Source organism: Streptomyces sp. NPDC005722, from assembly GCF_040630935.1.
Classification (GTDB): Bacteria; Actinomycetota; Actinomycetes; order Streptomycetales; family Streptomycetaceae; genus Actinacidiphila.
Genome location: NZ_JBEXYN010000024.1, coordinates 74,211 through 94,420 on the forward strand (window position 1 = coordinate 74,211; position 20,210 = coordinate 94,420).

At 73.1% G+C, this 20,210-nt stretch carries 18 protein-coding genes; 8 read left to right on the top strand and 10 right to left on the bottom strand.

The window, feature by feature from the left end; genetic code table 11:
• Nucleotides 1-482: 482 nt before the first annotated feature.
• Complete coding sequence (locus ABZ479_RS25715) at nucleotides 483-842, top strand: DUF6086 family protein (protein ID WP_500463738.1); 360 nt, start codon at nucleotides 483-485, stop codon at nucleotides 840-842.
• Nucleotides 843-992: 150 nt separating this feature from the next.
• Here the strand turns inward: ABZ479_RS25715 and ABZ479_RS25720 are convergent, their stop codons facing one another.
• A complete protein-coding gene (locus tag ABZ479_RS25720; protein WP_500463739.1) occupies nucleotides 993-1,259 on the bottom strand; it encodes a hypothetical protein in 267 nt (88 codons plus the stop codon).
• Between the two features lie 54 nt (nucleotides 1,260-1,313).
• Between ABZ479_RS25720 and ABZ479_RS25725 the strand changes: the two genes are divergently transcribed.
• Entirely contained in the window at nucleotides 1,314-2,051 is a 738-nt protein-coding gene (locus ABZ479_RS25725; protein ID WP_500463740.1) for a MerR family transcriptional regulator, read from the top strand.
• A 165-nt stretch (nucleotides 2,052-2,216) separates the two neighbouring features.
• On the top strand, nucleotides 2,217-2,636 hold the full coding sequence (locus ABZ479_RS25730; RefSeq protein WP_500463741.1) for a hypothetical protein: 420 nt from the start codon (nucleotides 2,217-2,219) through the stop codon (nucleotides 2,634-2,636).
• Between the two features lie 58 nt (nucleotides 2,637-2,694).
• On the opposite strand, the gene ABZ479_RS25735 is transcribed toward ABZ479_RS25730, so the two are convergent.
• The 3 genes from ABZ479_RS25735 to ABZ479_RS25745 all read right to left on the bottom strand — a co-directional run bounded on the left by ABZ479_RS25735 (nucleotide 2,695) and on the right by ABZ479_RS25745 (nucleotide 9,100).
• Complete coding sequence (locus tag ABZ479_RS25735; protein ID WP_500463742.1) at nucleotides 2,695-6,147, bottom strand: phosphodiester glycosidase family protein; 3,453 nt, start codon at nucleotides 6,145-6,147, stop codon at nucleotides 2,695-2,697.
• Nucleotides 6,148-6,389: 242 nt separating this feature from the next.
• Nucleotides 6,390-8,435, bottom strand: coding sequence for a glycosyl hydrolase family 28-related protein (locus tag ABZ479_RS25740; RefSeq protein WP_500463743.1), 2,046 nt, complete (start codon nucleotides 8,433-8,435; stop codon nucleotides 6,390-6,392).
• Nucleotides 8,436-8,629: 194 nt separating this feature from the next.
• Complete coding sequence (locus ABZ479_RS25745) at nucleotides 8,630-9,100, bottom strand: hypothetical protein (RefSeq protein ID WP_500463744.1); 471 nt, start codon at nucleotides 9,098-9,100, stop codon at nucleotides 8,630-8,632.
• Between the two features lie 201 nt (nucleotides 9,101-9,301).
• Between ABZ479_RS25745 and ABZ479_RS25750 the strand changes: the two genes are divergently transcribed.
• Both ABZ479_RS25750 and ABZ479_RS25755 read left to right on the top strand, forming a co-directional pair.
• Nucleotides 9,302-10,189: an LLM class flavin-dependent oxidoreductase gene (locus tag ABZ479_RS25750; protein WP_500463745.1), complete on the top strand. Its 888-nt coding sequence runs from the start codon at nucleotides 9,302-9,304 to the stop codon at nucleotides 10,187-10,189.
• Nucleotides 10,186-11,523: an FAD-binding oxidoreductase gene (locus ABZ479_RS25755; protein WP_500463746.1), complete on the top strand. Its 1,338-nt coding sequence runs from the start codon at nucleotides 10,186-10,188 to the stop codon at nucleotides 11,521-11,523. Before ABZ479_RS25750 ends, ABZ479_RS25755 begins: the two co-directional genes overlap by 4 nt.
• Before the next feature lie 87 nt (nucleotides 11,524-11,610).
• Here ABZ479_RS25755 and ABZ479_RS25760 read toward each other — a convergent pair whose 3' ends face one another.
• The 5 genes from ABZ479_RS25760 to ABZ479_RS25780 all read right to left on the bottom strand — a co-directional run bounded on the left by ABZ479_RS25760 (nucleotide 11,611) and on the right by ABZ479_RS25780 (nucleotide 15,666).
• Nucleotides 11,611-12,813, bottom strand: a complete 1,203-nt coding sequence (locus tag ABZ479_RS25760; protein ID WP_500463747.1) for a GDSL-type esterase/lipase family protein — start codon at nucleotides 12,811-12,813, stop codon at nucleotides 11,611-11,613.
• Nucleotides 12,814-12,915: 102 nt separating this feature from the next.
• A complete protein-coding gene (locus tag ABZ479_RS25765; protein WP_500463748.1) occupies nucleotides 12,916-13,890 on the bottom strand; it encodes a zinc-binding dehydrogenase in 975 nt (324 codons plus the stop codon).
• Between the two features lie 92 nt (nucleotides 13,891-13,982).
• Entirely contained in the window at nucleotides 13,983-14,384 is a 402-nt protein-coding gene (locus tag ABZ479_RS25770) for an SHOCT domain-containing protein (RefSeq protein WP_499610774.1), read from the bottom strand.
• A 55-nt stretch (nucleotides 14,385-14,439) separates the two neighbouring features.
• Nucleotides 14,440-14,934 (bottom strand): hypothetical protein, encoded by a 495-nt coding sequence (locus tag ABZ479_RS25775; protein WP_500463749.1) that lies wholly within the window; start codon nucleotides 14,932-14,934, stop codon nucleotides 14,440-14,442.
• 156 nt (nucleotides 14,935-15,090) lie between these two features.
• Complete coding sequence (locus tag ABZ479_RS25780; RefSeq protein ID WP_500463750.1) at nucleotides 15,091-15,666, bottom strand: TerD family protein; 576 nt, start codon at nucleotides 15,664-15,666, stop codon at nucleotides 15,091-15,093.
• A gap of 159 nt (nucleotides 15,667-15,825) precedes the next feature.
• On the opposite strand from ABZ479_RS25780, the gene arfB reads away from it, so the two are divergent.
• The gene (arfB, locus tag ABZ479_RS25785; protein ID WP_499610781.1) at nucleotides 15,826-16,269 is read left to right on the top strand and encodes an alternative ribosome rescue aminoacyl-tRNA hydrolase ArfB; all 444 of its coding nucleotides are present in this window, start codon (nucleotides 15,826-15,828) and stop codon (nucleotides 16,267-16,269) included.
• A gap of 51 nt (nucleotides 16,270-16,320) precedes the next feature.
• Here arfB and ABZ479_RS25790 read toward each other — a convergent pair whose 3' ends face one another.
• Entirely contained in the window at nucleotides 16,321-16,821 is a 501-nt protein-coding gene (locus ABZ479_RS25790; protein ID WP_500463777.1) for a flavin reductase family protein, read from the bottom strand.
• A 409-nt stretch (nucleotides 16,822-17,230) separates the two neighbouring features.
• On the opposite strand from ABZ479_RS25790, the gene cdgB reads away from it, so the two are divergent.
• On the top strand, nucleotides 17,231-18,877 hold the full coding sequence (cdgB, locus tag ABZ479_RS25795; RefSeq protein ID WP_500463751.1) for a diguanylate cyclase CdgB: 1,647 nt from the start codon (nucleotides 17,231-17,233) through the stop codon (nucleotides 18,875-18,877).
• Nucleotides 18,878-19,008: 131 nt separating this feature from the next.
• Complete coding sequence (locus ABZ479_RS25800) at nucleotides 19,009-20,202, top strand: sensor histidine kinase (RefSeq protein WP_500463752.1); 1,194 nt, start codon at nucleotides 19,009-19,011, stop codon at nucleotides 20,200-20,202.
• Nucleotides 20,203-20,210 lie beyond the last annotated feature (8 nt).

Below are 20,210 nucleotides of genomic sequence, written 5' to 3' on the forward strand. Positions count from 1 at the left end.
GGGTTGGCCCCGCAAGCCCGACCGTGGATCGCCCGTCTGACGGCAGACTCTGACGGCAAGATGGGTGCACGTGGCTGGGCGACCAAGACCGCCATGGTGTGACGACTTCCTCGCCGACGTGCGCTGGTGGCCGGACATGCACGTGCGGGGCCGCTCCCTCTTCCGCCTCGGCCCGGTCCTGTACGGGTACGGGGTTGCCTGCGCGATCCACGGGGACCCGGCAGGAACGGACTTCGATCCCGTGGGGCCGTTCAGCGAGTGGTTCTGGCCTCGGCTCGGCCTGGGGTACGAGTGCTCACTCGGCTGGACCGTCGAGGTCGAGCGGGCGGGTGGGGCGGCGGGCGTCCCGCGCCTGGACGGCGTCGTGCCTCCTTGGGCCTGGACCGGTCGGCGGCCCGGCATTTGTGACTGACATCGACGTCGGCAGTTCCGTAGACTGTCCGGCCGGTGGGAAACCCTTGCGAGAAGGCGGAGTCGGCAGCTTGAGCTACCCCTATGCACTGGACGGCGAGACGCTCTGGGACGCGGGCTACGCCAGCGGTCGGCTCTACTTCTCCCTTGCCCAAGGTGCGGCCGAGTACCTGGACGTGCCGAGCGGCTTGATCGAGAACGCCCGGCTGGGCGGCTGTGACGTGGTTCTGCCGACCTTTCGTGTGTTCGTCGAAGGCTTGTACGCGTCGTACTCGTCGACCGAGCACCGGGTACTGCACGGACTCTCACGCGGCCTGCTGGTCACGTCGCTCGTTCTTCTGGACATGGCAGGGTCGTCGCTCACGCTGAGGGCCGAGCACGAAAATGCCCTCCGGAGCGAGATGGCCTCCTTCGGACGCGCCATGGGCTGACATCCGTTGCCGAGGCGCCGTGGATCACGGCGGTCGCGTTCTCCGGCAGCAAGTCCCAGCCCTCGACCATGGTCCGCTCCGGTCCTGCGGGCACGTTGGACGTGGGCGCCGACAAGGCCGGGCGTCCCTGGGCCCCCTCCTTGCGCGTGGTCACCCGTCGAGCAGCCGGTCGAGTTCGCGCTCGGCCTCCTCGTACCCCGCGTCGGCGATGCGCTGCAGCTCGCGCAGGTCGCCCGCGGCGCAGGCGCGGCGGGTCAGCAGGAGGCCCGCGCGCGTGGAGCCCTCGTCGAGGAGGTCGCTCAGCTCCTCGGTGTTCCCGGCGGCGTCGGCGAGGTCGGCCAGCCGGTCGAGGGCGGTCTCGTTCCCGGCGTCCGCCAGTTCGCGCAGGGTCTCGCGGTCGAAGTGCGTGTTCACCATGGCGCCATGGTGCGGCCCTGCCCCAGGGGCAGGGTCAAGTGCCACGATGGCCGGGTGATCACCATCGGACAGCTCGCCGGCTACGTGGGGGTGTCGGTCAAGACCGTCCGCGTCTACCACGCCAAGGGGCTGCTCCCCGAGCCCGGCCGCGATGCGTCCGGCTACCGGCGCTACGGCGCGGACGACGTCGTCGCCCTCATCGGGATCCGTACGCTCGCCGAAGCCGGCGTCCCCCTGGCCCGCATCCGGGAACTGAGGGCAGCCGGCGAGGAGGAGTTCCGCAGGGCCCTGGACGACATCGACGGACGGCTGATCGAGCGGATCCGCGGACTGCAGGCCACGCAGGCACGGCTGCGCGCGCTCGCCTCCGGGGAGCCTGCGCTGCTGCCCGCCGGGGTCCACGGGCGTCTGGAGGCCCTGGAGCGGTGGGGTTTCACCGCCCGGTGGGTCGAGCTCCAGCGGGACCTGTGGATCCTGGTCTTCGCCACCCACCCGGACGGGGCGGCCGAACTCTTCCGGGACCAGGGCGAGATGCTGTCCGATCCCGCGCTGCGGGGGCTCTTCCTGCGCTACGACCAGGCGTACGGCCTCGACCCGGAGGATCCGCGCGTCGAGGACCTCGCCCGGCGGATCGTCGAGGAGACCCGGCGCCGCTACGGCTCGGGCCCGCCGCCCCAAGGGGACGCGGCTTCCGGGATCCCCGCCCTCGTCCAGGACAGGGTCAACGCGGCCTCCCCGGCCTGGCGGCGGCTGGACTCGCTGATCCGGGCAGGGCTGGGGGTGGGGCGGTGAGTCGCGCAGGCCTGCCGCGTTGACCGGCGGCGGGGCGCTCGCTGCTGCGTACGCGGCCGTGATCGACTCGGAATTGAACGCGTTCAAGATTGCTGTCAGGATGGCGTGCGCAGCGGATGCCGCCTCGGCGTGCCGCTGATTCGTGGTGCCACGAGGGGGACGGCTGTGGATACCGACACGCCCTGGCGCAATCTCCGGTTCGTCGGGCTGCGGCTCGGCGATCTGGTCCTGCGCTACGCCGTGACCTACGCGCTCACCTGGGTGGCGGTGGACCTCCGGCTGCCCGGGGAGGGGGAATCGCTCTGGGCGCCCTGCATCCCCCTGATCGCGATCCCGTCACTCCTGATCAGCGCCTACTACGCGCTCCTCAACCCGCGGACCAGCCTGCAGTTCCGGCTTCCGCTGGCCGTCCTCCTGCTTCTGCCCACCTGGTTCCTGCTCTTCCAGAACTTCGAGGAGCAGCTGGTCATCCCCGTGTCGGGCCAACTCGCCTTCGCCCTGTGCGTGATGCGGGTACCGCTGCTGGGACCGGCACGGCGGTCGCGGAGGGAACGCGGACGGCCGCCCCTCGACCGACTGCCGTGAGGAGCCACGGTCGTGGCCCGCGACAGGGGTGCCCGCGCGGGCGGGCACCCCTGCGGGGTCAGCGGACGGTGACCTGGGCCGTGCCCGTCACGCCGCCGCTGGTCACCGTGATGGTCGCGGTGCCGGAGCGGTGGGCGGTCAGGGCGCCGGTGGACGGGTCCACCGAGGCGACCTTGGTGTTGCTCGAGGTCCAGACGTGGGACGCGGGGTCCGCGATCGGGATCGTGAGCGGTGCGATGTTGTCACCGGCGATCTGGTCGCCGGTCGCGGTCAGGGTGACGCGGTCGCCGCGGGCGATCGGGTCCTTGGGTCCCGTGACGTCGATCGAGGCCAGCGCGGGCTCGACGGTGTACTGCAGGTCGCCGTCGTCGCCGATCCGGACGAGACCGAAGTGGTAGATGCCACCCTGGTCCGCCGGGGCGTAGGCCGGCATGCCGAGGTCGGCGAAGGTGAACTGCGGGATGCCGCCGTCCTCGGTGCTGACGCTCCGGCCCTCGGGGTCGAGGATCTGCTCGGCGAAGCCGCGCGCGTGGCCGTACATCATGACCACGTGCTGCTTCGGGTGCGTCTCCTGGTAGCGCTGCACCAGGCGCAGGTACATCCGCGCCTCCCAGCGGTCCGTGAACTGGCTGTTCGCGGCCGGGTGCGGGTCGTAGGCCGGCATGTGGGTGATGACCAGCACGTCCTTGGCGGTGGCCTCGGTCAGCTGCTGGACCAGCCACGGGTACTGCACGCCCTCGGGGTTCTGGAACGGGTCCGAGGACTGCAGGCTGCCGTGCGAGTTGTCGGTGACGATCAGCCGCGCCGCGCCCTGGTCGTACGCGTAGTGCGTCTCGCCGAACGTGTCGCTGTAGTTGCCGTTCTCCGCGTCGGCGCCCTGGGTGATCTCGTGGTTGCCGACGATGTCGCGGCCGGGGACGCCGAGGGCGTCGATCTTGGACTTGGCGTACTGCAGGTCGGCCGGCTTGCCGTCGTCGGGCATGTCGCCGAGGAACTGGGCGGAGTCCGGGCGTGCCTGCGGGGTCAGGGTGGGCAGCCGCCGGGCGATGGAGTCCATCACGTTGCTGCTGACCGAACCCGGGTCGCTCGCGAGCAGGTGCGCGTCGTCACCGGTGAGGATCGTGGTGCCGCGCTTGGCGAAGTCGGCGGAGTCCTCCTCGAAGGAGAGCCACTTCGGGTTGTCGGGGATCGCGTGGTACTCGGGCACCGTGACCGGACGCGGCGAGTACAGGGCCTGCAGGCCCGCGACGTTCAGCGAGCCGCTGTAGGCGGTGCTGGGGCTGATCGCCAGGAAGTCGATGAAGCTGATGGTCAGCGGGAACTGCATGCCCGCCGGCAGCTGCGCGACCGCCAGGTGCCAGTCCTTCCACGTCACGAACGTCGGGTACAGCGTGGTCGACGAGCCGTTGACGCCGATGTACTTCTCGGCGAGCTCGATGCCGTTGCCGTCACCCTTGATCCAGACCCCGATGCCGGTGGGCACCTGGCCGCCCACGGTCTCGGTCTTCAGCGTCGTGCGCGGCGAGAGCACCAGCTGCTTGACGCCGGAGCCGGCCGGCATCGAGTAGTCCAGGCGCAGCGAGCCGGACTCGGTGGAGCCGGGCGGGAGGACGCCGGGGTCGGCGGCGAGGGTGGCCGGCTGGCCGGTGGTGTTGTTGCTGAGCCGCCAGACGTCGAGGCTGGTCATCGGGTCGATGACCTTGCTGACGCTGCCGACGGCGACCGAGGTGGTCGTGGTGGTGCCGGCGACCTCGGCGCTGACCTCGGCCAGACCGCCGACGTCCGCGCTCGCGGTGAACAGGCCGTGCGCGTCGACGGTGCCCAGGTCCTCCGGGGTGACCTTCCACGTGGCGGCCTCGGCGGGGATCTGCACCGCGCCGCCGTCCTTGACGGTGCCGGAGAGGGTCAGCTGCTGGGTGGCGCCGTTGCCGAGGTCGGCCTTGTCGGGCGAGACCGTGAGGGTCTTCAGCTTGCTGACGACCTCGAGCTTCTCCGAGGTGGAGACGCGGCCGTTGGACGCGATGATCCGGCCCGAGCCCGTACGGTGCGGCGTGAGCCTGCCGTTCTCGTACGAGGCCAGCGACGAGGGCTCGACGCGGACGTGGACCTGGCCGGCCGCCGGGTTCGCGAGCCGGTCGACGGAGTGCACCGCGAGCGGGACGGTGCCGCCCGCGACGGTGGTGACCTGCTCGCCGCCGTTCACCACGACCTCGGCGGCCGGGCCGGCCTCCTTGGCGGTGGAGTAGAAGAAGATGCCGTTGGCGACCGGACGCTCGGTGTTGCCGGGCTGGTCGGAGGGCGTGTTGACGATCTCGGCCCGGTCGGCGCCGGGGGCGCGGCTGACCATGCCGGTGGAGCCGCCGCCGTCGAAGAGCATGGCGTCGTAGGCGCCGTGGGCGACCATGTAGCCCGCGACCTGGTCACGGGTCACGCCGAAGGCCCTGGTGGCGCCGCCCTGGCCGTCGACGGCCACGACGATGGCGTGCTTGCCGTCCTTGGTGACGCCGACCGCGGTCTCCGGGTTGGCGCCGCTCGGCGGGGTGCCGGTCGGGTCCTTGTAGACCGCGCCGTCCTTCACCAGCGTGTCAACACCGCTGATCAGCTGCGTGACATCGTTGTCGGGCGAGAGTGCGGTGGCGATGCCCACCGTGTCGCCGCCGTGCAGGGTGTCGGTCAGCCACTGTCCGCCGTCGCCGGCGCCGAGCAGACCCAGCTGGTCCGTGGAGAGCCGCGGCACGGTGGTGACGCCGGTCCGCACCTCGTCGACGACGAACCCGCCGTCGGTGACGTGGCCGAGCACCAGCGTGGAGGGCTTGGACAGGCCGGGGGTCTCGCCGAGGTCGGGGGTGACCTCGGTGATGCCGCCCGCCGTCAGGTCGTTCACCGTGTTCACGGAGGTGAGCGCGCGGGTCGCGGAGCCGGCGGTGATCGTCCCGGAGAAGGTCTGCGGGCCCATGACCATCGTTCCGTCGGGCTTGACGCCCAGCTGGGAGGCGAAGCCCGGCTTGGGGCTCTTCAGCAGGCGGCCGTCGGTCATGATGCCGCCGAGCGGGCGTCCGCTGGCGTGGATCTCGAAGTAGTCGCCGTTCACGCCGGCCACGGCGCCGGTGCGGTGGGCCATCGAGGACGGCGTCTCGTCCGCCGGGTCGGTGATGGTGTCGCCGGCCTCGACCATGCCGACCCGGAGGTTCGGGTCGCCGAGGTCGGCGCTGAGCACCTGGACGTGCTGGCGGCCGCCGACGGTGTCGTACGTCTCGCTGAAGTGCTGCAGACCGCGCGTGACCGTCTCGGCGGGGGTGCGGGTGTAGTCCACCACGAGCGGCCAGTTCTGCGGCGTCTGCGGCAGCCAGTCACGGTCGGGCGAGTGGCCCTGGACGGCCTCGTCGCCCGCCGGCGCCGAGGCGGTGGCCACGGCCCCGCCGACGGCGCCGGTCAGCGCCAGCGCCAGCGCGGTGACCACGGCGGTCCGGCGTGCGCCGGTCCCCGCGGCTCTGTTCCCGCGAAGTGTCATTGCGTGTTCCTTACCAGTGATGGGCCGGCTGGGCGCCGGCCCGTGTCCACCCGACACCTGTTCGGCGAAGCGCGGGTTTCCGGTGGTGGATGCGCAGGTGGCCCGGAGGGGGTGCGGTGTTATGGATTCGGTCAAGTCGTCCCCGCGGCGCCGCCGTACCCGGCCGGACGTGCGGAACGCCCCGGCCGTCGAACGGCCGGGGCGTTGCGCGGCGGGACCCGCGGGTCAGGCGCGGACGCCGGTCACCAGGGGGCGGGTCCCGGGGGCGCCACGACCGGGGGACGGTCGTCGCAGGTGATGGTGTTGGGCAGCTCCCACGCGCCCAGCCAGGGGCCCGTCGTGCCGCCGCCGTCGTTGCCGCCGAGGTCGGTCAGGGAGAACTCGGAGCCGGTGGCGGGGAAGTTGAAGGAGCCGCAGTTGTTGACGCCGACCGCGCCGACGTTGCGGGCGTCGACGTTCTCGAAGGTGGCGGAGCCGGCGACCCGGGCGCTGACGACCGAGGTGCCGGTGCCGTCCACCCGGATGTCCTTGAAGTGCACGTTCGTGATCGAGTAGGTGTCCTTCACCGGCCAGTCGGCGACCAGCATGACCGCGTTGTAGGTGCTGTCGAGGAAGTGGTCGCCGGTCACGCGGATGTCGGCGTCGATGTTCCGTTCCAGGGCGTAGAACCAGATCGCGCCGAGGCCGATGTTCCAGTTCAGCTCGTACGTGCCGGCCCGCACCGTCGTGTTGCCGGTGATCCACAGGTGCCCGGTGAACGGCTCGGCGCCGAAGCGGGAGCCGACCTGGAGGGCGCTGCCCTCGCGGATCGGGTCGGCGATCAGGTTGCCGGAGACGGTGTTGTCGGTGCCGCCGTAGATCGCGATGCCGTTGGCGAGCACCGGCGTCTGCACGGTGTTGCGGTCGAAGGTGTTGCGGGCGTTGCCGGTCTTCTCCGACCACATCGCCAGCCCGTCGTCGCCCGAGTTGCGGACGAAGTTGTTGCGCACGACGGAATCCGTCACGCCGGTGTGGAAGTTGAGGCCGTCGGCGATCTGGTCGGTGATGACGTTGCCCGTGATCCGCAGGTTCGACATCGGGCCGTCGAACCACATGCCCACCTTGGTGTGGTGGATGTACAGGCCCTGGATCGTGGAGTCGCTCATGGCACCGCCGATCCCGTTCACCTGGTCGGTGTCGATGCGTTCGCGGACGTCGCCCTCGATCGCGAAGCCCGACAGGTGGACGTCACGGCTGCCGCCGGCGGACGCGTCCTTGCCGTAGAAGCCGACGCCGGTGTGGACGGAGTTGTCGGGGGCGGGGGAGTCGAGCGCGACCTCCTTGCCCTTGAAGACCGTGTACCAACTGCCGGCGCCCTCGATCGTCACGTCGTCCACGATGATGTGCCGGTTGACCTGGTAGGTGCCCGGCGGCACGTAGACCTTCAGGTGCGCGCGGCGGGCGAAGGCGATCGCCTGGTCCAGGGCCTTGGCGGAGTCGCGGCGCCCGGTCGGGTCGGCGCCGAAGGCGAGGACGTTCGCGGCGAGCAGGGACACGCGGGGCGGCGCGACGAGTTGCGAGTCGAGGAGGTCCACGGTCGTCGGCACGGCCCCCGCCCGCTCGGGCACCGTCAGCCGGACGCGGTCGCCCGCCTTGTACGTCCGCCCGAGCAGCAGGCGCTGCTCGTCGTAGAAGTGGTTCGGGCGGAAGGGCTTGGCGATGACCGGTGCCGGGGTGGTCGCGTTGGGGACGCAGCCGCACTCGGTGATCCACCAGTCGTCGTGGAGCAGCCCGGCACGGGGGTCGTTGGAGAACGGGTACTGGTTGTAGAGCCAGGCGTACTGCGAGGTCAGCGTCATCGTCCTGCGGGCGCGGCCGTCCACCGTCACGTCGAGCGGCGCGGTGATGCCGCCCCCGGCGGGCGCGTCCGGGATGCTGTAGCGGACGGTGATCGCGTTGGCGGCGCTCGGCAGCGTGAACTCCACGTACTGGCCCGGCCGCAGGGTCACCGCCTTGCGGCCCGACGCCTCCGCGGGGAGGGTGTAGGCGGTCCGGTCGGGGCCGATGACCTCGCCGTTCGTGGCGGCGTTCTCGGCCTCCTGTTCCACGAACCCGAGGTCCGCGCCGCGGCCCTCGACCAGTGCGGGGTCCAGTGCCGCCCGCGTCACGACCGGCCCGGCCGCACCCTTCGCCGACGCGGTGCCGGCCTGGGCCGTCGCGCCGGCCGGGCCGATGCCGGCACCGAGGCCGGCCGCCACCGCGACCACCGCCACGGCTCTTCGCCACGCACTCCTGCTGCTCCGTGTCATCCCCAGCTCTTCTCTCGTAAGGCGCGACCGCCCGGGACGTTCGAGGCGGAGCGGACGTCGTGAGGTGAGGCGACAGTAAGGACCCGTCAGGCCGGTCCACAAGGCTCCTGCGCGAGGTTTTCGGCAGGATGATGAAGAAGTGCGGCTGGCTGTCTATTTTTTGCGCGGCTTACGTGACTCGTTGCACAAGCGACTCACCAGCTCCGCCACGGCTGGGGCCGGGGAGTCCACTCGGGTCCGCGGTGGCGCAGCCACCACTCGCCGATCGCGGCGAACTTCTCCTCGAAGGCGGCGTCCTGGCTCAGGAAACCGGTGACGGGCGCCCGCAGGCGGGTGAGACGCCCGTCCGCCTCGCAGATCACCACCCGCCGCACCCCCATGCCCGACTCCACCCAGATGCCCTGGACGTCCGCCCAGCGGATCGTCCTGCGCCGGAGGTTGTGCACCACCGCCTCCGAGGGGGTGAGCGTGACGCCGAAGCGCGCGGAGGAGAGCAGCACCACCGGCAGCGCCAGCAACACGCCCACCGGGAAGGTGAGTCCGGGGCCGGACGAGGCAGGGGCGAGCAGTGGGAGGACGCCCGTCATCAGGGTGACGGCGATTGCTGCGGGCAGCAGCGGCATCATCCGCTGGTACCAGGTCAGCCGGAATCGGACGTGTTCCATCGAACTCCCCACCCCTCGGTCGCACATGATCGCCGACGCAGCCTGGCCGACCCCGGCGCCGCTGTCCACTCCGGCGTATGGGAGGCCGGCCGGAGGCGCCCGGCGCCCTGAGCGCGGTGGCTGCGCTGGAAAGTCGCTTACTGAAAGTAAGTCGCTTACCCTTGTCTTTGCCGAACGCGCCGGGCCCTCGACGCTGAAGCCATGGACACCACCGACCGTGCACAGCGGCTCCGCTTCGGGCTGAGCCTCGACCCGGACGCGACCCGGCTGCCGGAGACGCTGGAGCTGGCCGCCGCCGCGGACGCCGCGGGGCTGGACCTGCTCGCCGTGCAGGACCACCCGTACCAGCCCGGGCACCTCGACGCCCTGACGCTGTCCGCCCTCGTCACGGCCCGCACCTCGCGCGTCTCCGTCTTCACCGACGTCGCCGACCTCCGGCTGCGGCCGCCCGTCATGCTGGCCAAGACCGCCGCCAGTCTGGCCGCGGCCTCCGGCGGCCGGTTCCGGCTCGGCGTGGGCGGCGGCGGGATACCGGAGGCGATCGGCTCGATGGGGGCGCAGCCGATGCCGCCCCGCGAGGTCGTGACGTACACCGAGGAGTCGCTGCGGATCATGCGGACCGCCCTGGACGGCGGGCCCGTGCGGCACCACGGCGAGGTCCTCACCGTGCCCGGCTACCAGGCCGGGCCGGTGCCACCGCGCCGGGTCGAGCTGTGGCTCGGCGGCCAGCGGCCGCGGATGCTGGCGGTCGCGGGCCGGCTGGCGGACGGCTGGATCTCCCCGCTGAACATCTACGTGCCGCCCCGGGAGGTGCCCGAGCGCCAGCGGATCGTCGACGAGGCCGCCCGCGCCGCCGGGCGCGATCCGGCGCGCGTCCGCCGCATCTACAACGTCATCGGCGTGATCGGCGGCTCCGGCGCCCCCGGTCTGAACGGCGACGTCGGCCACTGGGCCGACACGCTCGCCGAGTGGGCGACCAAGCTGCGCTTCGACACCTTCGTGTTCTGGCCCGTCACCGCCCACCGGCGGCAGTTGGAGGTCTTCGCCGGCGAGGTCGTGCCCGCCGTCCGCGAGCGGGTGGCCCGGTGACGGCCGGTCACGGCACCGCCCCGGCCGCGGCCTTCGCCGTGCCCGCCGCCCTGGCCGGGCGGACCGTGCTCCCCGGCGACTCCCGCTACCCGCTGCTGCGTTCCACGTACACCACGGTCGCCAGTCCCGCCGCCGTGGTCCTCGTCCGCGGGCCCGGCGACATCGCGGCCGCCCTCGCGGCGGCCCGGGCGCAGGGACTGCCGGTGTCCGTGCGTTCCGGCGGCCACGGGCTGTCCGGCCGGTCGTCCAACGACGGCGGTGTCGTCGTCGACCTCTCCGGGCTCGACGAGGTACGGGTCCTGGACCGGGCGACCCGGCTGGTGCGGATCGGGGCGGGCGCCCGCTGGGGCCGGGCGGCCGCCACGCTCGCGGCCCACCGGCTGGCCGTCAGCTCCGGCGACCACGGAAACGTCGCGGCCGGCGGCCTGGCCACCGCGGGCGGCATCGGCTGGCTCGCCCGTACGTACGGCCTCACCGTCGACCGGGTCCGCGCCGTCGAACTCGTCCTGGCCGACGGGACCGCGCTGCGCGCCGACGCCACGCACCACCCGGAGCTGTTCTGGGCGGTGCGGGGGGCGGGCGCGGGCGTGGGGATCGTGACCGCGTTCGAGGTCGAGGCGATGGAGCTGGGGGACATCGCGGTGGCCCAGCTGGTCTTCGAGGCCGACCCGGCGGGCGGCGCCCTCGCCCAGTGGGCGTCCGCGATGGCCGCGGCGCCCCGCGTGCTCACCTCCGCCGCCCACCTCCTGTCCGACGGCGCCGGGCTGGCGCTCTCCGTCACCGTCGCCGCGGCCGACGACGACCCGGGCCGCGTCCGCGAGGCGCTCGGCCCGCTGCTCGCCGGGCGGCACCGCCCGCTGCAGGCGACCGCCCAGCAGGCCCCGTACACCGCGCTGGTCTCCACCGCCCACCAGCACGCGAACACCGGACAGCAGCCGGTGGTGAGCACCAACTCGCTGCTGCCCGCGATGACCCGGGACGCGGCCCGCGCCGTCATGGCGACCGCCGGCGACCGGCGCCGGCCGGCCTTCGTCCAACTGCGCTCGCTCGGCGGGGCGATCGACGACGTCCCGGCCGACGCCACCGCCTACGCCCACCGCGGCGCGCGGGTCCTGGCGCAGGGCAACCTCTTCCCGCCGCACGGGCAGGACGATCTGCACCGGCTGTGGAGGCCGGTCCGGGAGCACGGCGGCGGCAGTTACGTGAACTTCGAGAGCGGCACCGGCTCCGAGGTCTTCGACCGCGCCTACCCGGGCGCGACCGGCACCCGGGTGCGCGAGCTGTGGCGGCGCCACGACCCGGACGGCGTCCTGCGCCCCCTCGCCCTCGACTGACCGGGTCAGGGTCGGGGCCCCGGGGCCAAGGTCAGTGTCCCGGGCCGGGCCGCTGACCGGGTCAGGGCCGGGGCGCCGGGGCCAGGGTCAGTGTCCCGGGCCGGGCCGCCGGGGGGCCGCGAACGGCCCGCCCGGCCCGAAGGCCAGCGCCGCGAAGCGCCGGCCCATCCGCCGGTAGCCCGCGGCGTTGGGGTGCAGGTCGTCCGGCAGGTCGGCGACGTCGCCGGGGCCGAAGAGCCGGCGGCCGTCCAGGTAGTGCAGGTTCCGGTCGCCCGCGGCGGCCCGGGCGGCGACGATCCGGGCCAGCTCGGCCCGGATGACGGTGAGCGTCAGCGCGCCGCCGGGCACGTCCGCGGGGGAGCCCATGGCCACCACCCGGGGGACGGCCGCCGACAGGTCGGGCGCGGTCGGGCCGGGGGTGGTCTCCACGACCGGGCAGCTGATGGGCGAGACGACCAGCAGCGGGACGTCCGGGTGCCCGTCGCGGACGGTGTCGAGGAAGCCGTGCACGGCGGGGCCGAAGGAGCGCAGCCGGAAGGCGTCCCGGTTCACGATGTTGATGCCGAGCTTGAGGCTGATCAGTTCGGCCGGCAGGTCCCGGATGGTCCGGGCGACGTACGGGTCGAGCATCGCGTTGCCGCCGAGCCCCAGGTTGAGCAGCTCGGCCCCGGCCAGCGCCGCGGCGAGGGCGGGCCAGGTGGCGGTCGGGGAATCCGCCGCCGCGCAGTGGCTGATGGAGCTGCCGTGGTGGATCCAGCTCCGCCGGCCGCTCGGGCGCGGCGGCAGCACCTCGGCGTCCGCCCACAGCCCGACCAGTTCGGTGCGGGTCTGCTGGGGCAGCCACAGCTCGACGTCCTTCTCGCCGCCCGGCAGGCCGTGGAACCGGACCCGGCCCGGCGCCCCCGGCACGCGCCGGGAGGGCTCGGCGAAGAGGTCCGGCTTGTGGATCACGTTCCCGGGCGGCGCGGGGGCGCTGCCGGCGGGCCTGCCGTCGACGACCAGGTCGACGACGCCCGCGGGCAGCGGCTCCGAGGTCCCCGCCAGCTGCCAGACCGAGGTCAGCAGCTCCAGCTCGACCACCCGGGCCGCGGTGCGGAACGCCAGCCGTACGCCGGAGGGCAGGGCGGCCGTCTCGTCCATGAAGACGTCCGGGTACTGCGACCGCGTCCACGCCGGGAGACGGCGCGGCAGCAGCCCGGCCCTCGTCCGTTCCAGGTCGAGCGCGCCGCGGATCTCCACCGGGCCCCCGGTCAGCGGGACCGCGCGCAGGGCGTGCGTCGCTGTTGTCACGTTTTCTCCCTGCCCGGGACCGGCACCGGGCACACGGCCGCGCCATCGGATCCGGCGACGGGCGCCGTGTCCGCGTCGATGGGCGCGGGGAGCGGGCGACCGCTACGGGACCAGGACGACCTTGCCCATCGTGCCGCGGCCCTCCAGGGCCGCGTGCGCGGCGGCGGCCTCGGCGAGCGGGAAGCGCTGTACGGCGGGGGTCAGCCGCCCGGTCGTCCACGCGGCCAGGGCCTCCTCCTCCAGCGTCCGCAGCCCGATCCGCAACATGGCAGGACCGAGCACGACCTCGGAGGTGATGCCGCGTGCGGACAGCTCCCCGGGCGGGAACTCCAGCGGGCCGCCGGACGCCCAGCCGTAGACGACGTGCCGCCCGCCGGGGCCCAGCAGGCCGACCGCCCCGCGGCCGGCGCCGCCGCCGACCGCGTCCAGGACGACCGTGCCCGGCCGTCCGGCCAGGGCCGCCCGGGCCGCGTCCGTCCAGCCCTCGGCGCGGTAGTCGACGGCGGCGTCCGCGCCCAGTTCCAGGACGCGGGCGGTCTTGGCGGGCCCGCCCGCCAGCCCGAGGACGACCGCGCCCGCGGCGCGCGCCGCCTGGACCAGCAGGCTGCCCAGCCCGCCGGCCGCCGCGGTGACCACGACCGTGTCGGCGGGGCCGTGCGGTGCCTGGCGCAGGATGCCCATCGCCGTGCGGCCGGTGCCGATCATGGCGACGGCCTCGGCGGGGTCACGGTCGTCCGGCAGCACGTGCAGCTTCTCGACGGCGGTGACGGCGAGTTCGGCGTAACCGCCGGGCACCATGCCCAGGTGGGCGACGACCGGCCGGCCGAGCCACTCCGCGCCGACGCCCTCCCCGGTGGCCTCCACGGTGCCGGCCACCTCACGGCCCGGGACCGTGGGCAGTTCCGGCAGCGGGTAGGGGCCCTTGGGGTCGCCGGACCGGATGGCGGTGTCGAGCACGTGGACACCGGCGGCGGCGACGGCGACGCGCACCTGCCCGGGGCCGGGTTCCGGGTCACCGGTCCTCTCGTAGCTGAGGTTGCCGGCCGGGCCGAACGCGTGGAGACGGATGGCGTGCACGGTGCTTCCCCCTGGACACGACGACAGTGGGCGGTCGGATGATCCGCACCGCCCACTGTCCGACCTCAAGCGCGGTTGAGGTCAAGCGCCGGTCAGGCGAGGAGCTTCGTCTTCGCCTTGGTGTACTCGTCCTCGGTGATGTGGCCCTGGCTCTTGAGCTCGGCGAGCTTGGACAGCCGTTCGACGTTGTTGCCCGCCGTTCCCCCGTCGCCCGCGGCGGCCTCCCGCACGTACTGCTTGAACGCCGCGTCCATGTCCCTGGCCTGCTTCTGGTCGCGTTCCGCCATCCCCTTGCCCCGGGCCACGACGTAGATCAGCACGCCGAGGAAGGGCAGGAAGATCAGCACGATGATCCAGCCGGCCTTGGCCCAGCCGCCGACCGTGTGGTCGCGGAAGAGGTCCCCGATGATCCTGAAGAGCAGGAAGAACCACAGCACCCAGCAGAAGATCAGGAGCATCGTCCAGAAGAGGTTCAGCAGAGGGTAGTCGTCCATGCCCCAAGTGGACGGCGGCCGAACGGGTCCCGCACCCGGGGCTGCGCCGTCCGGGCTACAGACGGGGGAAACGCGCCGTCAGGTCCCAGATCGCGGGGTTGGCGTCCAGGCCGTCGTGCATGTCGGTGAGGTCGGCGAGCAGGTCGTGCAGGAAGTCGCGGGCCTCGCGGCGCAGCTCGGCGTGGGCGAAGGAGAGCGGCCGTTCCTCCGGCGCCCAGTCGGCGCTGACGTCGACGAAGCCGAAGCGGCGCCGGAAGCGGAGCCGGTCGGTGGACTCGGTGAAGTCCAGCTCCGCGTACTGGGGGCGGGCGGCGCGGCTGCCGAGCGGGTCGCGGTCCAGCTCCTCGACGATGTCGCACAGCGCCCACGCGAAGTCGAGGACGGGCACCCATCCCCAGGCTGTGGACAGTTCGCGGTCGGCCTTCACGTCCGCCAGGTAGACGTCCCCGCAGAAGAGGTCGTGGCGCAGCGCCCGTACGTCGGCGGTGCGGTAGTCGGTCTGCGGGGGGTCGGGGAAGCGGCGGGAGAGCGAGTAGCCGAGGTCGATCACCCGCCGATGGTACGCGGCGGCCCCGGCGGCAGGTCCGTGCCGGCGGCACCTCCGCGGCGGGCCGGGCACCGGCGTGCCCCGCACGCCGGTCGCGTGCGGGGCACGGGGTGCCTCATCGGGTGAGGCGGCCCGTCGGGCCCTGGGGCCCGACCGGTGTCAGAGGCCGACGCCGAAGTCGGTGGCGATGCCGGCGAGGCCGGAGGCGTAGCCCTGGCCGACCGCGCGGAACTTCCACTCGGCGCCGTTGCGGTAGAGCTCGCCGAAGACCATGGCGGTCTCGGTGGCGGCGTCCTCGCTGAGGTCGTAGCGGGCGATCTCGGCGCCGCCGGCCTGGTTGACGATGCGGATGTAGGCGTTGCGGACCTGGCCGAAGTTCTGGCTGCGGGCCTCGGCCTCGTAGATGGAGACGGGGAAGACGATGCGCTCGACGTCGGCGGGCAGCCCCGCCAGGTTGACGTTGATCGCCTCGTCGTCGCCCGCGCCCTCGCCGGTGCGGTTGTCGCCGGTGTGGACGATGCTCTGGTCCGGCGTCTGCTTGTTGTTGAAGAAGACGAAGTAGGCGTCCGCGTAGACCTTGCCGCTCGGGTTGAGCGCGATGGCGCTCGCGTCGAGGTCGAAGTCGGTGCCGGTGGTGGTGCGCACGTCCCAGCCCAGGCCCACCGTGATGGCCGTCAGGCCCGGTGCTTCCTTGGTGAGCGAGACGTTGCCGCCCTTCGACAGGCTTACAGCCATGGGAGTCCCCTCCGTGATGTCGGTCGTTCGTGCCGACCTCGACGCTACCTTCACAGGGGGGAACGTCGTGAGAGGCCGGCATGGTTCCTTTACGGCGAAAACCGCCTCCGGTGCCATGTCCCGGAAAATCCTGTGACTCCGGCGCCCGTCGGCGGGATCATGGGAGGCATGTCAGGGCCGCCCCCACTCGTCGTCCGCGGCTCGGTCTCCATACCGGAGGCCGAGCTGATGTGGCGTTTCTCCCGCTCGTCCGGACCCGGCGGCCAGCACGTCAACACCTCGGACAGCCAGGTCGAACTGCGATTCGATCTCGCCAATTCCGAGTCGCTGCCCCCGGTGTGGAAGCAGCGTGCCCTGGAGCGGCTCGCTTCGCGCCTGGTGGGCGGCGTCCTGACCGTACGGGCCTCCGAGCACCGCTCGCAGTGGCGCAACCGGGAGACGGCGATGACCCGTCTGGCGGCCCTGCTCGCCGAGGCCACCGCGCCGCCGCCCAAGGTGCGCAGGCCCACGAGGATCCCGCGCGGCATCAACGAGCGGCGGCTGAGGGAGAAGAAGCGCCGCGGCGACACCAAGCGCGGCCGCGACGGGCGCGACTGGTCCTGAGCCCCCCGGCGGTGTCCTTCCCGCGGTGTCCGGCCGGGTGTCCGGGGCGCCTCAGCCGAGGTGCCGGTAGCGGCCGCGGAAGTACATCAGGGGCGCGCCGTCCGCGCTGGGGGTGCGCGCGGTCAGCACCCGTGCGATCACCAGGGTGTGGTCGCCCGCCGGGACGCGCTGCTCGGTCTCGCACTCCAGCACGGCCAGGCCGCCGCCGAGGACCGGGGCGCCCGAGACCTCGCCGCGGTAGTAGGCCACGTCCTCGAAGAGCAGCCGGTCGCTGATGCGCCCGCGCATGGCGAAGCGCCCGGCGATGTGCCGCTGGCTCTCGCTCAGCACGGACACCGCCCAGCGCCGCCTGCGCTCCAGCAGTTCGTCCATGCGGGACCCCGTGCGCAGGCTCACCATCACCAGGGGCGGCTCCAGGGAGACCGAGACGAAGGCGGTCGCGGTCATGCCGACGTCCTCGCCCCGCGGGCCGTCCTCGGGGTCGTGGGCGGTCACCAGGACCACCCCCGCGGCGAGGCGGGTCATGGTGGCGCGGAAGGCGTCGCTGTCCACGCCGGACACGGGTGGCTCGGAACCGTCGGGCACGGTCCCAGGATGCGGGATGCGGGGCGTGGAGGTGATTGACTGTGACACGCCCCGACGCTAGCCGGACTGCCGCACCACCCGCATCGGACTTCGGATCGAGCCAGGTCCTAGGACCTCCCGGCCGTCACCGCTTCCGGTCGTACAACCCCCGCTCACCTGCTCGATTGTGTTCAATGGGTGAAGGGGGACACCCGGTCTGCTCTACGCTGCGTGATCGGAACACGACAATCAGATGTGACTTGAGTCACAAGGGGCATGAATTGTTGACCCTGTGTACCGGTCGAACTGCTCGCTGTGATTCAGTTGCGGTGGGAATTGGACCACAACGGACCACAAGCAGTCTCAGGAGTTGTCGTCGAGGGCCCGGGGAGAGCGCATGGACACCGAGTCGGAGCCGTATGTCCGCCTCGCGACCCTGCGCCAGGTGCACCAGGTCGTCGCGGACCTCAACTGCGCACGCAGCCTCGCCGACACCCTGCAGGCCGTGGCCGACGGCGTCGTCAAGGGCCTCGGCTTCGAACTCGCCGTGGTCAACCTCGTCCGCCCCGACGGTGACCTGGTCGTCGCCGCCGTCGCCGGGAGCGCCGCCGCCGAGGCCCTGATGGCCGGCCGGGTCGGCTCGCGCGCCTCCTGGGAGCGCCGGCTCACCATGGGGGAGCGCTGGGGCACCCTGCGCTTCATACCCCACCACGAGGGCTGGGTCCTGGACGGCGACGACGTCCCCAGCTGGCCCGGCGACGGGCCGCCGCCCCGCTTCCCCGACGAGTGGCACCCCGAGGACCGCCTCCTCGCCCCCATGTACGCCAACCCCAACGGCGGCGGCGAGCTGATCGGCGTCATCTCCGTCGACCGCCCGGTGGGCGGCCGGCGGCCCGGCCCGTGGGGCCGCGAGGCCCTGCAGATGTACGGCTTCCAGTCCGCCATAGCCATCAGCAACGCGCGTCTACGTGCGAACATGCAACGCGCGCTGGTCCGCCTGGAGCGGGAGCAGCAGGCCCTGCGGGCCAGCGAGGAGAGCTTCCGTCAGGCCTTCGAGTACGCCCCCAGCGGCATGGCCATCGCCGAGATGGGCGGCGACCAGCACGGCAAGCTGGTCCGCACCAACGACGCGCTGTGCCGGCTGCTCGGCCGCCCCGCCGCGGTGCTGCGCCGCCACTCCTTCTCCGACCTCGTCCACCCCGAGGACGTCGGCGTCCTGCTGCGCACCAGCGCCGAGGGCGGCCGCGCCGAACTGCGCCTGCAGCGCCGCGACAACACCTATGTGTGGGTCAGCCTGCGCAACTCCGTCGTCGCCGACACCGCCGACGGCCCGCGCTTCCTGCTCACCCACGTCGAGGACATCGAGGAACGCAAGGGCCGCGAACTCGCCCTCGCCCACCGCGCCAGCCACGACTCCCTCACCGGCCTGCCCAACAGCGCCGAACTGCGCGCCCGGCTGTCCGGCAAGATCTGCGCGCGCCCGCAGGCCCCGGACGCCGACGGCCACACCGCCGCCTTCGCGGGCGCCGACGAGTTCGCCTACACCTACGACTACGACCCGGTCGACCGCAGCGCCCCGCTCCCCGGGTTCGACCACCACACCCACACCGCGGCGCCGTCCGACGACGCCGACGGCGGCAAGGGCCTGGCCGTGCTCTTCTGCGACCTGGACGGCTTCAAGTCGATCAACGACCGCTTCGGCCACCACACCGGCGACGCCGTGCTCATCGAGGTGGCCCGCCGCCTCACCAGCGCGGTACGCGACGGCGACACGGTGGCACGGCTCGGCGGCGACGAGTTCGTCGTCCTCGCCGACGGCCTCGGCCGGGAGGACGCCGAGGACCTCGCCGTCCGCCTGCGCAACGCGATCATCCCCCCGATCCGCTTCGAGGGCCGGGCGGTCCGGGTCGGCGCCAGCTTCGGCATCGGCTGGGCCGGCTGCGGGATGACCGCGGACGAGGTGCTGCAGTCCGCGGACCAGCGCATGTACATCGAGAAGCGCTCCCGCAACGGCACCCGCGGCCACCGCCGCGCCGCGGGCTGACCGGCCGGGGCGCACCCCGGACGGCCCACCGCCTCCTCCTCGGCGGAGGGCGCGCGTCCACCCTGGGGAGTACCCCGGATCGCTCCTCCGGTTGACTCCCGCACGCATCCGGGATGCCTACGCTGGGTTACGTGCAGCGTCTCTACGATTTCCTCCGCAGGCACCCGACCTGGGTCGACAGCTTCTGGGCCCTCGTCCTGCTCGGGTTCTCCGCCCTGTGGATCGCCAACGACGACCTGCACGCGAACACCCGGGCCGCCGCCGTGCCGCTCGCGCTCGCGCTGTCCGCCGTGGTCGCGCTGCGCCGCCGCATGCCGGAGAAGATGCTGCTGCTCGCCGTCCTCGTCGGGGTGGTCCAGCTGGTGCTGGACGTCCAGTCCAACCCCGGCGACTTCGCCATGCTGGTGATCATCTACACCGTGGCGGCCAACGGCGCCCGCTGGGCGTCCCGGCTGGCCCTCCTCGGCGGTCTGTCCGCCTCCACCATCTCCACCCTGCGCTGGCCCAACGAGAGCGAGGGCTACTGGGCCGACGCCGTCGCGACCGTCTTCCTCGCCGTCCCCTTCCTGCTGGCCTGGGTGATCGGCGACAGCCTGCGCACCCGCCGCGCCTACTACGCCGAGCTGGAGGAGCGCGCCGCCCGCCTGCACCGCGAACGCGAGGCCCAGTCCAAGGCCGCGGTCGCCGCCGAACGCGCCCGGATCGCCCGCGAACTGCACGACGTCGTCGCCCACAACGTCTCCGTCATGGTCGTCCAGGCCGACGGCGCCGCCTATGTGCTGGACGCCTCCCCCGAGCAGGCCAAGCAAGCACTGGAGACCATCTCCACCACCGGCCGCCAGGCCCTCACCGAGATGCGCCGGCTGCTCGGGGTGCTGCGCGCGGGCGACGACGGCGGCGGCGAGTACGTGCCGCAGCCGGGCGTCGACCAGCTGACCGACCTCATAGAACAGGTCCGGGGCGCGGGACTGCCGGTCGCCTTCGAGGTCGAGGGGGAGTCCCGGCCGCTCGCCAGCGGCGTCGAACTCACCGCCTACCGCATCGTGCAGGAGGCGCTCACCAACACCCGCAAGCACGGCGGGCCCGAGGCGCGCGCCAAGGTCCGGCTCACCTTCGGCGACAGCGACCTCAGCCTCCTCATCGAGGACGACGGACGCGGCGCCCAGCAGGAGCTCTACGAAGGCGGCGGCGAGGACGGCCAGGGCCAGGGCCTCATCGGCATGCGCGAACGCGTCGGCATGGTCAGCGGCACCCTGGACGCCGGACCGCGCCCCGGCGGAGGCTTCCGCATCAGCGCGGTCCTCCCGGTGAAGGCCGCGCGCTAGCGGGACGC